Source organism: Streptomyces sp. NBC_01463 (assembly GCA_036227345.1).
Taxonomy (GTDB): Bacteria; Actinomycetota; Actinomycetes; order Streptomycetales; family Streptomycetaceae; genus Streptomyces.
Genome location: CP109468.1, coordinates 5,118,003 through 5,131,713 on the forward strand (window position 1 = coordinate 5,118,003; position 13,711 = coordinate 5,131,713).

Annotated in this window: 12 protein-coding genes and 1 pseudogene; 6 read left to right on the forward strand and 7 right to left on the reverse strand. The window is 71.6% G+C overall.

Annotation, left to right across the window (positions count from 1 at the left end):
* Nucleotides 1-4 precede the first annotated feature (4 nt).
* Nucleotides 5-1,792: a cytochrome c biogenesis protein ResB gene (locus tag OG521_22700; protein ID WUW23438.1), complete on the forward strand. Its 1,788-nt coding sequence runs from the start codon at nt 5-7 to the stop codon at nt 1,790-1,792.
* Complete coding sequence (gene ccsB, locus OG521_22705) at nt 1,789-2,865, forward strand: c-type cytochrome biogenesis protein CcsB (GenBank protein ID WUW23439.1); 1,077 nt, start codon at nt 1,789-1,791, stop codon at nt 2,863-2,865. The genes OG521_22700 and ccsB overlap by 4 nt, the downstream gene beginning before the upstream one ends.
* A gap of 73 nt (nt 2,866-2,938) precedes the next feature.
* Here ccsB and OG521_22710 read toward each other — a convergent pair whose 3' ends face one another.
* The 5 genes and pseudogenes from OG521_22710 to OG521_22730 all read right to left on the reverse strand — a co-directional run bounded on the left by OG521_22710 (nt 2,939) and on the right by OG521_22730 (nt 9,221).
* Nucleotides 2,939-4,504, reverse strand: a complete 1,566-nt coding sequence (locus OG521_22710; GenBank protein ID WUW23440.1) for a hypothetical protein — start codon at nt 4,502-4,504, stop codon at nt 2,939-2,941.
* A complete protein-coding gene (locus OG521_22715; protein WUW23441.1) occupies nt 4,497-6,614 on the reverse strand; it encodes a hypothetical protein in 2,118 nt (705 codons plus the stop codon). Before OG521_22715 ends, OG521_22710 begins: the two co-directional genes overlap by 8 nt.
* Before the next feature lie 136 nt (nt 6,615-6,750).
* Nucleotides 6,751-7,218, reverse strand: a complete 468-nt coding sequence (locus OG521_22720) for a nucleoside deaminase (GenBank protein ID WUW23442.1) — start codon at nt 7,216-7,218, stop codon at nt 6,751-6,753.
* Nucleotides 7,215-8,543 carry an aldehyde dehydrogenase family protein gene (locus OG521_22725; GenBank protein WUW26766.1) on the reverse strand — a complete coding sequence of 443 codons (1,329 nt, stop codon included), beginning with the start codon at nt 8,541-8,543 and terminating at the stop codon, nt 7,215-7,217. Before OG521_22725 ends, OG521_22720 begins: the two co-directional genes overlap by 4 nt.
* A pseudogene (locus OG521_22730) lies at nt 8,529-9,221 on the reverse strand (type 1 glutamine amidotransferase domain-containing protein). Before OG521_22730 ends, OG521_22725 begins: the two are co-directional and overlap by 15 nt.
* 207 nt (nt 9,222-9,428) lie before the next feature.
* Between OG521_22730 and OG521_22735 the strand changes: the two are divergent.
* Nucleotides 9,429-9,893: a MarR family transcriptional regulator gene (locus tag OG521_22735; protein ID WUW23443.1), complete on the forward strand. Its 465-nt coding sequence runs from the start codon at nt 9,429-9,431 to the stop codon at nt 9,891-9,893.
* Nucleotides 9,894-9,936: 43 nt separating this feature from the next.
* On the opposite strand, the gene OG521_22740 is transcribed toward OG521_22735, so the two are convergent.
* A complete protein-coding gene (locus OG521_22740; GenBank protein ID WUW23444.1) occupies nt 9,937-10,335 on the reverse strand; it encodes a PLD nuclease N-terminal domain-containing protein in 399 nt (132 codons plus the stop codon).
* A gap of 89 nt (nt 10,336-10,424) precedes the next feature.
* Here OG521_22740 and OG521_22745 point away from each other — a divergent pair, with 89 nt between their 5' ends.
* The 3 genes from OG521_22745 to OG521_22755 all read left to right on the forward strand — a co-directional run bounded on the left by OG521_22745 (nt 10,425) and on the right by OG521_22755 (nt 13,544).
* A complete protein-coding gene (locus OG521_22745; protein ID WUW23445.1) occupies nt 10,425-11,882 on the forward strand; it encodes a menaquinone biosynthesis decarboxylase in 1,458 nt (485 codons plus the stop codon).
* Nucleotides 11,879-12,796 (forward strand): 4-hydroxybenzoate octaprenyltransferase, encoded by a 918-nt coding sequence (locus OG521_22750; GenBank protein WUW23446.1) that lies wholly within the window; start codon nt 11,879-11,881, stop codon nt 12,794-12,796. The genes OG521_22745 and OG521_22750 overlap by 4 nt, the downstream gene beginning before the upstream one ends.
* Before the next feature lie 82 nt (nt 12,797-12,878).
* Entirely contained in the window at nt 12,879-13,544 is a 666-nt protein-coding gene (locus tag OG521_22755; protein ID WUW26767.1) for a UbiX family flavin prenyltransferase, read from the forward strand.
* Between the two features lie 17 nt (nt 13,545-13,561).
* Here OG521_22755 and OG521_22760 read toward each other — a convergent pair whose 3' ends face one another.
* On the reverse strand, nt 13,562-13,690 hold the full coding sequence (locus OG521_22760) for a hypothetical protein (protein WUW23447.1): 129 nt from the start codon (nt 13,688-13,690) through the stop codon (nt 13,562-13,564).
* Between the last annotated feature and the right edge of the window lie 21 nt (nt 13,691-13,711).

Below are 13,711 nucleotides of genomic sequence, written 5' to 3' on the forward strand. Positions count from 1 at the left end.
TCCGATGAGCAACACCAAGTCCAACCCTCCGCAGGAGCGCGAGCGCCCCGACGAGCGGGAGGTGCGCGCGGAGCAGGACCGGGAGACCGCCCGTGAACTCGGCGCCGCCGGCTCCCAGCTCTCCACCGCCCCGCGCGAGGAGTCCCTGGCCGGCCTGCCCGCCATGGGGATCATCGGCTGGGCGCGCTGGTTCTGGCGCCAGCTCACCTCCATGCGGGTCGCGCTGATCCTGCTCTTCCTGCTGTCGCTCGGCGCCATCCCCGGCTCGCTGATCCCGCAGAACAGCGTCGACGAGCTCAAGGTGCAGACCTTCAAGGGGCTCCACACCACCGTCACGCCGATCTACGAGAAGCTCCAGTTCTTCGACGTCTACAGCTCGGTGTGGTTCTCCGCGATCTACATCCTGCTGTTCATCTCCCTCATCGGCTGCATCGTGCCGCGCACCGGCACGTTCGTCGGCCAGCTGCGCAGCCGCCCGCCGGGCGCACCCAGGCGCCTGACCCGGCTGCCCGCGTACACCACCTGGCGCACGGAGGCCGAGCCCGCCGAGGTCCACGAGGCCGCGCTGAAGATGATGCGCAGGCGCCGCTACCGGGCCCACGTCGACGGGGACGCGGTCGCCGCCGAGAAGGGCTATCTGCGCGAGGCCGGGAACCTGATGTTCCACATCGCGCTGATCGTGATGCTGGTGGCCTTCGCCTGGGGACAGCTCTTCAAGTCCGAGGGCGGCAAGCTCGTCGTCGAGGGCGACGGGTTCTCCAACACGATCACCCAGTACGACGACTTCAAGTCCGGCTCGCTCTTCGACAACGACTCGCTGGCCCCCTTCAGCTTCACCCTCGACGACTTCATCGGTACGTACGAGCGCAGCGGCCCGCAGATCGGCACGCCGCGCACGTACGAGGCGCACATCACGTACTCCGAGGGCGTCGACGGCAAGGACAAGAAGTCCGTCATCAAGGTCAACGAGCCCCTCGTCGTCGACGGCACCAAGGTCTATCTCAACGCCCACGGCTACGCGCCCGTCGTCTCCGTCAAGGACGGCAGGGGCAAGGAGGTCTACAAGGCCGCCGTGCCGCTGCTGCCCCTCGACAACAACGTCACCTCGTCCGGCGCGATCAAGGTGATGGACGGCTACCGCGACAAGAGCGGCAAGAAGGACCAGCTGGGCTTCCAGGCCTTCTTCGTGCCGACCTTCGCCGGCAGCGGCAAGGGCACGATGTTCTCGCAGTTCCCGGCCGCCGACATGCCGGTCCTGGCGCTCAACGGCTACCACGGCTCCCTCGGCGTCGACTCCGGACTGCCGCAGAACGTCTACCAGCTCGACAAGTCGAAGATGAAGGAGTTCAAGGACTCCAAGGGCAAGCAGCTCAAGCAGCGGCTGCTGGTCGGCGAGACGATGAAGCTGCCCGACGGCGCCGGCTCGATCACCTTCGAGGGGCTCCATGAGTGGGCCAGCTTCCAGATCTCCGAGCAGCCCGCCAGCGGCTGGGCGCTCACCGGGGCCATCGGCGCGATCGCCGGACTCGCCGGTTCCCTCTTCATCCAGCGGCGCCGGGTCTGGATCCGGGCCGTGCGCGGCGGCGACGGTGTGACCGTCGTCGAAATGGCAGGGCTCGGCCGCAGCGAGTCCGCGAAGCTTCCCGAGGAGCTGGCCGATCTCGCGGTCACGCTCAACGCCGTCGCGCCCACCGCGCCCGGCTCAGACACCGACCCCGACACCGATCCGGATTCCGGCACCCCCGTCGTCGCCGCGTCCTCCGCAGAACCTTCCGAAGGGGCTGAGAAGTGAATCTCGCCGCCGCAACCAACGAGAGCCTGGCACACACCAGCAATGTGCTGATCTACTCGTCGATGGCCGTCTACACCCTGGCCTTCTTCGCGCACATCGCCGAGTGGGTGTTCGGCTCCCGCAGCAAGGTCGGCCGCACCGCCGCCGAGCTGACGCCCGAGAGCGCCGCCGGCGCGGTGAAGGTCCAGGTCGCCCAGAAGGGCGGCACCGCCGTCCTGGAGCGGCCGAAGATCGTCACCCGCTCCGCGGCCGGTTCGCGCGACGTGCCGGACGGGCCAGGTGCCGCGGGCGGCACCTTCAAGGGCGACCTCTACGGGCGGATCGCGGTCTCCATGACCGTGCTCGCCTTCCTGGTCCAGGCAGGCGGGGTCGTCGCCCGCGCCCTGTCCGTGCAGCGCGCCCCCTGGGGCAACATGTACGAGTTCTCCATCACCTTCTCCACGGTGGCGGTCGGGGCGTACCTGATCCTGCTCGCCCTGAAGAAGGACGTCCGCTGGATGGGCCTGATCCTGGTCACCGCCGTCCTGCTGGACCTCGGCCTCGCGACCACGGTCCTCTACACCTCCAGCGACCAGCTGGTGCCCGCGCTGCACTCGTACTGGCTGTGGATCCACGTCTCCACCGCCATCATCTGCGGCGCCGTGTTCTTCATCGGCGGCATCGGCACCCTGATCTACCTGTTCCGCGACAGCTACGAGAACAAGCTCGCCAACGGCCGGGAGCCGGGCGCCTTCGCCCAGTCCGTGCTCTCCCGGATGCCGTCCGCGTCGAGCCTCGACAAGTTCTCGTACCGGATCAACGCAGCGGTCTTCCCGCTGTGGACGTTCACGATCATCGCGGGCGCGATCTGGGCGGGCGACGCCTGGGGCCGCTACTGGGGCTGGGACCCCAAGGAGGTCTGGTCCTTCATCACCTGGGTCGCGTACGCCTGCTACCTGCACGCCCGCGCCACCGCCGGCTGGAAGGGCCGCAAGGCCGCCTACCTGGCGCTGATCGCCTTCGGCTGCTGGATCTTCAACTACTACGGCGTGAACATCTTCGTCACCGGCAAGCACTCCTACGCCGGCGTCTGAGACCTCCCGCGGACACACCACGGCTGCCCGTCCCCGCTCCGGCGGGGGCGGGCAGCCGTCGTCGTCCTCCCGGTCAGGGCGCCGCGGACGGCGGCAGGCACCGCGCGTCCGGCGGCTTCCCCTCCGGCCAGGCCAGCGCTGCGAACCGCTGGTGCGGCGCGTCCGGCGCCAGCTCCACCACCGGCACGGCCTTGTTGTACGGGTTGCCGTGGTTGTCCAGGCAGATCCAGCCGCTGGCCCCCCGCACCCGCAGCGACCCCTTCACCCGGGGCCACTGGCCGCCCACGTCCTCAAGACCCGGCAGCTCCTTGCCGTCCGTGGTCGCCCGCCGGATGCCCGCCACCGCCAGCGTCATCGCGTCATGGGCGATGATCACCTGCCCGTCGGTCAGGTCGTCGTGCGCGGTCGGCCCGACCGGGCCGGCCGGCTTCTTCCCCACCTCGGCCAGCAGGTCCACGAACGCCCGGTAGTCCGCCGCCGAACCGCCCGTCGGCTGCTTCTTCCCCGCCGCCACGGTGGGCCAGGCGTCCGGGTGCGCCAAGGAGGCGTAGCGGACGGTCACCTCGCGCCGCAGTGCGTCCCGGTCGAGCTTCTTGTCGTCGCCCAGATACGAGCCCTCGTCCCCGGTGAGCACCGTGAACCGGCGGCTCTGGCAGCCCCGCGCGCCCAGCGCGTTGACGAACTGGCGCAGCTGGACGTGCCGGCCGGCGAAGAACACCGTGTCCGCGTCCGTGTCGCAGATCAGATGGGTGATCTGCTCGAAGGTGTTGGCCGTCGTCCCCTCGTCGTACGGGTCCTTCCGCGAGGTGAACAGCTGCGGCTCGTACTTCGACCCCTTCAGCAGTGTGCTGAACGCCGACTTCAGGGTGTCCGTGTAGTGGTCGCCGCTGCGGGTGTCCTGCACCAGCAGCGCCCTGTCCGCCTTCACCTCGCCGAACGAGGCCAGCGCACGGGCCTCGTCCCGGTTGGTCGGCGACACCCGGGCCAAGCCGGGGAACGGGTCGCCGGCCGGGCCGTTGGCGATGTCGTCCGCGGTGATCGTGGTGCCCACGACCGGAATCCCGGCGTCGGTCAGCCTCTTCACCGCCGCCTTGTTCTGCGTGCTGCTGATCGCGACCCCGGACACCGCGCGCAGCTGGTCCGGGGCGTCCGTCATCGTCCGCAGCCGGGCCACCACCGGTTCCCACTGCAGGCTGTTGCTCCCGGTGTTGGCGAGCACCACCCGGATCTGCGGCACCTGTCCGTTGGCGTGGTGGTTGGCCCGGTACTGCGCGGCGAACGCGCCCTGGAGTTCGTGCAGGACCTTCGTCCGCATGGACGTGTCGGTCGAGGTCAGCGGGAGCAGCAGTGCCACGGTCGCGTACCCGCCCGCCTTGAGCGAGCGGTTCTCCCGGCCGATCGCCGCGGCCACCGAGGTCAGCTGCGGCTGTTCGAAGTCGTAGCCGTCACCGGACACCCCGATGCACTCGTCGCTGTCCTGCGGGCGGCTGACTCCCGCCGCGCAGGAGCGGTCCTCGGGGGCGGTGAGCCGGCCCACGCCGTACCAGACGGACGTGACCAGCAGGGCGCCCACGACGACGGAGGTGACGATCTTCTGCCGGGTCGTCCACCACACGCGGTACCGCAGCGGATTACGCATCCGGACCACCGCCCCCCGGAGCACCGGAGCCGTCCGGGCCCGGGGCTCCCGGTGGCATGGACAGCTCCCGCCATTCCCGCAGATCGCGCGGCCAGTGCGTCGCCGCGTCCCAGAGCACCGCGTGCCCCGTCGGGTGCCGGCCGGACAACTGCCGCAGTTCGTGCGCCATCTTGTCGATCACCTCTTCGTCCGGCAGGGCCAGCGGATCGGAGAGCAGCCAGACGGCGTGGAGCAACCGCCGCAGCTGCAAATGGAGTTCGGCGGCCCGCTCGTCCAGCCCGGTGAGCGCGTCCCGCTCCTCGTCCGACGCCGCCTCCCGGCCCAGCGCGACGGCCCGCCGCGGATCGGGTCCGGTGCTGCCGGGCGGGCGGGGGAAGGGAGCCGAGGCGATGAACCGCAGCGCGTCGAGCCAGGCCGGTACGCCGGGGAGGGCGAACCGCACCCGCAGATGCGTCACGCAGTCCTCCGTCCTGCCCAGCACCAGCTCCTGGTGCAGCCGGTGCGGCTCGCTCGGGCAGGCGCCCCCGGTGGCGTACGCCGAACGCAGCGTCTCGTGCACCGCCCGCCACACCGCGTAGTACGGCGGATCGTCGTCCTGGAACCGCAGCCGGTGCAGCAGCAGCGCCCGCAGCAGCGGATCGGCGACGAAGTGGTCCGGCCCCACCGGCCAGTCCTCCGAGCGCAGCGCGTCACGCACCCGCAGCGCCACATCGCCGTCCAGCGAGGCCCCGCGCAGCCGGGTCGTGGCCAGCAGCCGGGCCGACTCCTCGCCGTGCGCGGCGGCCAGCACGCTCAGCACGTCCGGGCGCTGCCCGGGCAGCAGCCGCTCCAGCAGTTCCCCGGCGACCCGGACCGGCGGCCGGTCCTCCCGGACCTCCACCGTGCAGTCCAGCAGCGCACCGGGGACCAGGGTGCCCGGCGCGTCCGCCTCGCCCGCCGCTTGCGCCAGCAGCGCCACCCCGAGCGGGCGGCCGCCCGTCAGCCGGTGCACCCCGCGCGCCAGCCCGGCGGGGGTGCGGCCGCGCGGGTCGTGCCGGTCGAGCGCTGACCGGACATGGCCCGCGTCCAGCGGGGTGAGGCCGACGGCGAGGATTCCCGAGGTGATCTCGGTGCCCCGTGCCCAGTGCGAGGCGTGCGCCACCTCCGGCAGCCGGCGGCGTACCGCGTGGCTCAGGCCGGTGTGGTCATGGATGCGGGAGGTCGCGAAGACCGCGATCTGGTCCCGGGCCCCGGCCGCGCGCTGCCGCAGCAGCGGCTCGACCAGCTGCCGGCCCAGGGGGGTGTGCGCGTTGTCGAGGAGCAGCACCGGGCGGCGGCCGCGCCGGGCGCCGCGGGCCATCCCGCGGTAGGCCCGCACCAGGTCGGCGACCAGGGCCAGCACCAGATGGTCCTCGGCGCGGCGGCGCAGGTCACCGCCCCGCTCGAAGTCGACCGCGAGCTGCCGCAGCCCGATGCGGCCGTTGCCGCCGGCGTGCGGATACGTCCCGTACCAGTCCGCGGCCCGCCGCTGGAACCGGTTGAACGTCTCCTCCAGCACCGTCTCCACGGTCGCCTCCGCGACCATGCCGGCCATCGGCGCCACCGAGTCGAAGGCCCCCGCCGCCAGTTTCGTCAGCACCTTGGTGACCCAGCCCGTCGCGGCGTCGCCGCGGGTGTCGACCGTGGCCAGCACCGGGCCGAGCGACTGCAGATCGCGCTGGGCCCGCGATTCGTCCTCCCGCCGCCAGGACACCGAGGCGACCGCCACCAGGCCGAGGCTCAGCCGGGGGAAGGGCACCGGGCGGGCGGCGTGCACCCGGGCCGTGAGCTGGGTGGCGAGCTCCGGCAGCACCCCGGTCACCGGCGTCCAGCCCGGTCCGGGGTCCGCGGGCGGCTGTACGGCCTCGCAGTCCACCAGGGCGATCGGGGTGATCTCCCGGTACAGATGGCGCAGTTGCTTCAGCACGGCGGTCTTGCCCATGCCGCGGCCGCCGGTCAGGACCGCGACGGGCGGATCGTCGTCGTGTTCGCAGACGATCCGGCGGGAGCCGTGCGGAGTGAGGCCGGTCAGGCGCGCCGCAAGTCCGTCGTCCCCGAAGATCGCCTCGCGCCCGTACAGCTCTCGTTCCACAGCACCCCCAGCGCCGACGCCCGCCCCGGTCTGTCACACCGTCAACATCAGGATATCGGCAGGGTGTTGGAGGCGAGTGAAGATTTTCGAACGATCGACGCCGGCGGGCCGTGGGAGGTACGGGACAAGGAGCGGCTCAGCCCTCGCCGATGTCCTCGCCGATGTCCTCGTTCCACAGTGCGGGGTGCTCCCGTACGAAACCGCGCATGAGCTCCGTACAGGCCTCGTCGTCGAGCAGCACGATCTCCACGCCGTGCCGGGCCAGCCAGTCGTGCCCGCCGTGGAAGGTCTCGGCCTCGCCGATCACCACCCGCGAGATCCCGAACTGCCGCACCAGACCGGAGCAGTACCAGCACGGGGACAGGGTCGTCACCATCGTCGTGCCGCGGTACGAGCGCTGCCGCCCGGCCGCCCGGAACGCGGCCGTCTCCGCGTGCACGGACGGATCGCCGTCCTGCACCCGGCGGTTGTGGCCGCGCCCGAGCAGCACGCCGTCCGCACCGTAGAGCGCGGCGCCGATCGGGATGCCGCCCCCGGCGAGCGAGGTCCGGGCCTCGTCGAGGGCGGTGGCCAGCCATGCGGCGTCCCGGCCGGCCGCGCTCATGAGGGCATCGGGGTGTCCAGGACCGCCTTGCGGTGGCTGAACGTCTCCAGCGAGTACCGGCCGTGGTAGTTCCCCATCCCGCTCTCGCCGACGCCGCCGAACGGCAGGTCGGAGACGGTGAGATGGGCCAGCGGCAGCCCGATGCCGACCGCGCCCGACGAGGTCTCGGCGATCAGCCGCTCGCGTACCGAGTCCGATTCGGTGAACGCGTACAGCGCCAGCGGCTTGTCGCGGTCGTTGATGAACGCGATCGCCTCGTCCAGCCCGCCGACCGTCACGATCGGGAGCACCGGGCCGAAGATCTCCTCCCGCATCACGGGCGCGTCCGGAGCCACGTCGGCCAGCACGGTCGGGGCGATGTACTTGCTGTCCCGGTCGTACGTCCCGCCGGTCACCGTGCGGCCCGAGCCGAGCAGCCCGGTGAGCCGGTCGAAGTGGCGGCGGTTCACGATCCGGCCGTACTCGGGGTGGGCCGAGGCGTCCGCCCCGTACAGCCCCTCGACCGCGGCGGCGAGCGCGTCCGCGAGAGCGGGGGCGGTCTCCGGGTCGGTCAGCACGTAGTCGGGGGCGACGCACGTCTGGCCCGCGTTCAGGAACTTGCCGGCCGCCAGCCGGCCCGCGACCGCCCCGAGGTCCGTGTCCCGGTCCACGAACACGGGTGACTTGCCGCCCAGTTCGAGCGTGACCGGGGTGAGGTTCTTCGCCGCGGCGGCCATCACGATGCGGCCCACCGTGCCGTTGCCGGTGTAGAAGATGTGGTCGAAGTGCTCCGCGAGCAGAGCGGTGGTCTCGGGGACGCCCCCCTCCACGACGGCGACCGCGTCCGTGTCCAGGAAGCGCGGCAGCAGCCGGGCGACGGCGGCTGAGGTCGCGGGCGCCATCTCGCTCGGCTTGACCACCACCGCGTTGCCCCCGGCCAGCGCGCCGACGACCGGGGCGAGCAGCAGCTGCGCCGGGTAGTTCCAGGGCGCGATGACCAGGACGACGCCGAGCGGGTCCTGCACGGTGTGCGCCGTCGCCCCGCCGAGCGAGGCCGGCACGGGGGCGGGCTCGGGGCGCAGCCAGTCGGCCAGGCGCTCCAGCGTGTGGTCGATCTCGCGGATCGTGAAGTCGATCTCGGTGCGGTACGCCTCCTTGCGGCTCTTGCCGAGGTCGGCGTGGAGCGCGTCGGCGAGCTCGTCCCCGTGCTCGGTGAGCAGCGAGCGCAGCTGCCGGAGCTGTCCGGTGCGCCAGTCGAGGCTCTTGGTGCGGCCGGTACGGAAGGTGGCGCGCAGCCGGTCGACGGTCTCGGCCGGGGTCTCGACGGGGGCCAGCGCGGCGACGATCTCGCGGGCCAGCTGCTCGGAGGAGGCCGGGTTCTGGCCGGTGTGCAGGGTGCGGTCGGTGACGGTGTGCGGGGCGAAGGGGGCGGCGGCCGTGTAGTCGGCGCCCAGCTGGACCAGCCGGTCCTCCAGCAGCCAGGGCGCCTTGTCGGCGAGGCCGCCGATGGACTCCTCGGCGTTGCTGAAGCCGGTCATGCGGTAGCCGGCGAAGGGCCAGGAACCGTCCTCGCGCCGGGCGGCGAGCAGGGCGGCCGGCGCGTGGCAGAGCACGCCGAGGTGCGTACCGGAGTCGAGCGCGGTGGTCAGCAGTCGCCCGGAGAGCTCGCTGACGGCCAGGTCCTCCATGGGGCCGTGGCCGCCCGGGTAGAACACGGCGTCGTAGCGGTCCGGGCGGATGTCCTCCAGCCGGGCCGGGGTGCGGAGCTCGGGGCCGATCGTGCCGAGGTACGCGGCGACGGCGTCGGCCTGCTCCTGGCCGCCGTTGGCGGCGGCGGTCAGGCTGCCCGCGTCGACGGTGGGGGTGACGCCGCCGGGAGTGGCGAGGGTGACGGCGTACCCGGCCTCGGTGAAGACCCGGTGCGGTGCCGCCAGCTCCTCGGCCCAGAAGCCGGTGGGGTGGGCGGTGCCGTCGTCGAGGGTCCAGTGGTCGGCGCCGGTGAGAACGAACAGGACGGAGGGCATGGGGGTACTCCCTGCGGACGGCGGGACGCGGTGCGCGGAATGCGGTGCGCGTGATGCGGTGTACGTGATGCGGTGCGCGTGATGCGCTGCTCGGCATGTGCGCCGGGCCCGAAGCTTGATATGCTCAAGCAACTCACTTCATGTAACTGCCAGAAGTTGAGCAAGTCAAATAAATGTCGGCGGATGCCGATCGAAGAATGGCCGACCATGACCACCGAACCGACGCCCCGCGCCGCCACTGCTCCGGACGATCGACCCGTGCCGACCCCGGACGACCTCCTGGAGCCGCTCGCCGTCGTCGTCCGCGGCCACCACGACGACCTCACCGCCGTCGCCGCCCGTCATGGCCTGTCGACCTCGCAGGCCCGCGCGCTCATCGCACTCAACGCGCCCATGCCGATGAGCGCGCTCGCCGCCCACCTGGTCTGCGACGCCTCCAACGCCACCGGCCTCGTCGGCCGCATGGAGGCCCGCGGCCTGGTCCGCCGCACCCCGGCCCCCGGCGACCGCCGCTCCAAGGTCGCGAGCCGCACCCCCGAGGGCACCGAGCTCGCCCACACCCTCCGCGCCGAGATGCGCGCCGTGCACGGCGCACTCGAAGCGCTCACCCCGGAGGAGCGCACCGCCCTGCTGCCCCTGCTCAACCGGCTGGGGCAGCTGCTCTACGCGTGACGCGGCGCTCCGCGCGTGATCCGGCCCGGAACGGGCCGACCGGTCAGGAAGCCGGCGGGGCCGACTCCTCCGGCCCGCCCTCGCGCCGCTTCAGCTCGTCCTCGCGGCGGCGCAGGTCCGCCTCCCAGTCCTTGAGGACGGCCTCGTCCTTCTGGTTCTCGTCCTTCAGCGACTTGAGGAAGTCGGGATTGTCGTCCGGCGCCACCCACTGCTGCCGGTGGCCGCGATGCCATTCGGAGGGCGTACGGCCTCCGGCGGGCGCCTGGCGCACCTTGCCCGCGGCCAGCCACACGATCGGGCCGACGATCCAGAAGAGCAGGATGATGAAGACCCAGGCGATCTTCGGCAGGTGCTTGGCCTCGTCCTCCGGGGTGTTCAGACAGTCGATGAACGCGAAGATCGTCAGCGCCAGAGGCAGGAGATAGATCAGGGCCCGGAGCATGGTGGAAAAGTCCCCCAGAGGAGAGTTGGCGGGGCAATGTCCCGCCCCGGTGACGGGCCCAGGGTAGCGGGTGGCCGATACTGGACGGCATGGCTTACGACGATCTTCGATCCCTCCTCCGGGCTCTGGAGCGCGAGGGCGAGCTCAAGCGCATCAAGGCCGAGGTCGACCCCTACCTGGAGGTCGGTGAGATCGTCGACCGGGTCAACAAGGCCGGCGGTCCCGCGCTGCTCTTCGAGAACGTCAAGGGGTCCTCGATGCCCCTGGCCATGAACGTCTTCGGGACCGACAAGCGGCTCCTCAAGGCGCTCGGGCTGAAGTCCTACGCCGAGATCAGCGACAAGATCGGCGGACTGCTCAAGCCGGAGCTGCCGCACGGCTTCGTCGGCGTCCGGGAGGCCTTCGGCAAACTCGGCACGATGGTGCACGTACCGCCGAAGAAGGTGAAGAGCGAGAACGCCCCCGTCCAGGAGGTCGTCCTCACCGGCGACGACGTGGACCTGGACCGGCTGCCCGCGCTGTTCACCTGGCCCAAGGACGGCGGCTCGTTCTTCAACCTCGGCCTCACGCACACCAAGCACCCCGAGACCGGCGTCCGCAACCTCGGGCTCTACCGCCTCCAGCGCCACGACCGCCGCACCATCGGGATGCACTGGCAGATCCACAAGGACAGCCGCAACCACTACCAGGTCGCCGCCAAGCGCGGCGAGCGGCTGCCGGTCGCCATCGCCTTCGGGGCGCCGCCCGCGGTCACGTACGCCTCCACCGCGCCGCTGCCCGGGGACATCGACGAGTACCTCTTCGCCGGCTTCATCCAGGGCAAGCGCATCGAGATGGTCGACTGCAAGACCGTGCCGCTCCAGGTCCCGGCCAACGCCGAGGTCGTCATCGAGGGCTGGCTGGAGCCGGGGGAGATGCTCCCCGAGGGGCCGTTCGGCGACCACACCGGGTTCTACACCCCGCAGGAACCGTTCCCCGCGCTGACCATCGACTGCGTGACCATGCGCAAGCGCCCGCTGCTCCAGTCGATCGTGGTGGGCCGGCCGCCGACCGAGGACGGGCCGCTGGGGCGGGCCACCGAGCGGTTCTTCCTGCCCCTGCTCAAGATCATCGTGCCGGACATCGTGGACTACCACCTGCCCGAGTCCGGCGGTTTCCACAACTGCGCGATCGTCTCGATCGACAAGAAGTACCCGAAGCACGCCCAGAAGGTGATGAGCGCCATCTGGGGCGCGCACATGATGTCGCTGACCAAGCTGATCGTCGTCGTGGACTCCGACTGCGACGTCCACGATCTGCACGAGGTGTCCTGGCGGGCCCTCGGCAACACCGACTACGCGCGCGACCTCACCGTCGCCGAGGGGCCCGTCGACCATCTCGACCATGCCTCCTACCAGCAGTTCTGGGGCGGCAAGGCGGGCATCGACGCGACGAAGAAGTGGCCCGAGGAGGGCTACACCCGGGACGGGGGCTGGCCGGACATGGTCGAGTCCGACCCGGACACGGCGGCGAAGGTCGACCGCCGCTGGAAGGAATACGGACTGTGAGCGCCGCCGAAGCGACCCTGGGCTCCGGGCCCGCGCAACCGAACAGCAAGGTCAAGGCGTTCCTGCGGCTCGTGATGATCGAGCACTCGGTCTTCGCGCTGCCCTTCGCCTACATCGCCGCCCTGACCGCGATGTTCCGGGTGGACGAGAGCATCCACTGGGGCACGCTGCTGCTCGTCACGATCGCGATGGTCGGGCTGCGGACGTTCGCCATGGCCGCGAACCGGATCATCGACCGGGAGATCGACGCCCGCAATCCGCGCACCGCGGGCCGTGAGCTGGTGACCGGTGCGGTGTCGGTGAAGTCGGCGTGGACGGGGGCGCTCGTCGCCGTCGTCGTGTTCCTCGGGGCCGCGGCCCTGCTGAACCCGCTCTGTCTGGCGCTGGCCCCGGTCGCCGTGATCCCGATGGTCGTCTACCCGTACGGCAAGCGGTTCACGAACTACCCGCACGCCATCCTGGGCATCGCCCAGGCCATGGGCCCGATCGGCGCCTGGCTGGCCGTGACCGGCAGCTGGTCGTGGGACGCGGTGATCCTGGGTCTTGCCGTCGGCGTCTGGATCGGCGGCTTCGACCTGATCTTCGCCTGCCAGGACGTGCAGGCCGACCGCGCCCACGGGGTGCTGTCCGTCCCGGCGCGCTTCGGGGTGCCGGCGGCGCTGTGGGGGGCGCGGGTCTGCCACGCGGTGACGACGGGCCTGCTGGTCTGGTTCGGTCTGGCCACGGAGGCCGGGCTCTTCTACTGGATCGGCATGGTGATCGTCGCGGTGGCCTTCGTGTACGAGCACCGGGTGGTGCGGCCGCACGATCTCTCAAGGCTCAACCGGGCGTTCTTCCAGGTCAACGGGTTCATCGGGATCGCACTGTTCGCGTGCGCGCTGCTGGACCTGCTGGTGCGGGGCCTGACGGTGTAGCACCCGCGACGGTCCGGAACTCCTGACGCGTCGGTGGTACGGGCTGCCGGATAGGCTCGGGGGTGTGGATTCCGGGACTTCAGTGAGTCAGCAGCGGCGACAGCCTTGGATTGTCGGGGTTTCGGGCGCTTCGGGCACCCCATTCGCCGCTGCCGTCCTGCGCGGTCTGCTGGCCGCGGGGGAGAGCGTCGATCTGGTGGTGAGCCGGGCCTCGCGCCTCACGCTGCTGGACGAGACGGGGATCGCGTTCCGCGACGCGCACTGGCAGGAGGACCTGGCCGGCTGGCTGGCGCGGGGGGCGGACGGGAAGCCGCACACCTTCGACGTGGACGTGTCCGGCGTGCGGCACTGGGCGGCCGGCGATCTGGCCGCGGGTCCGTCCTCGGGGTCGTACCCGGCGAAGGGGATGCTGATCGTGCCGGCGTCGACGGCGTGCGTGGCCGGGGTGGCGCTGGGGCTCTCGAAGGACCTGCTGCAGCGGGCCGCGAGCGTGACGCTCAAGGAGCGGCGGAAGCTGGTCGTCGCGGTGCGCGAGACGCCGCTGAACGGTCAGACGCTGAAGCATCTGGTGACCCTGGACGAGGCGGGCGCGGTCGTGCTGCCCGCCTCTCCGGCGTTCTACGCGGGTGCGACGCACATCCAGGATCTGGTGGATTTCGTCGCGGGGCGGGTGCTGGACGCGGCAGGGGTGCCGCACCGGCTGTACCGCCGCTGGGAGGGGGAGCTCGGTGGTGGCTCCCGCGGCTGAACCGGCCGGGGCCGGTGCTACTTGGGGGTGCGCGGGTTACGGGTCTTGTCGACCCGGTGGGCCGCGGCCGGCTGGTGGGCACGCGAGCGGTTGGCCAGGTCCTGCAGCTCGCGCATCCGGGCGTAGGCCATCTCGATCGTGTACACGGTGTATCCACTCCTGAAGAT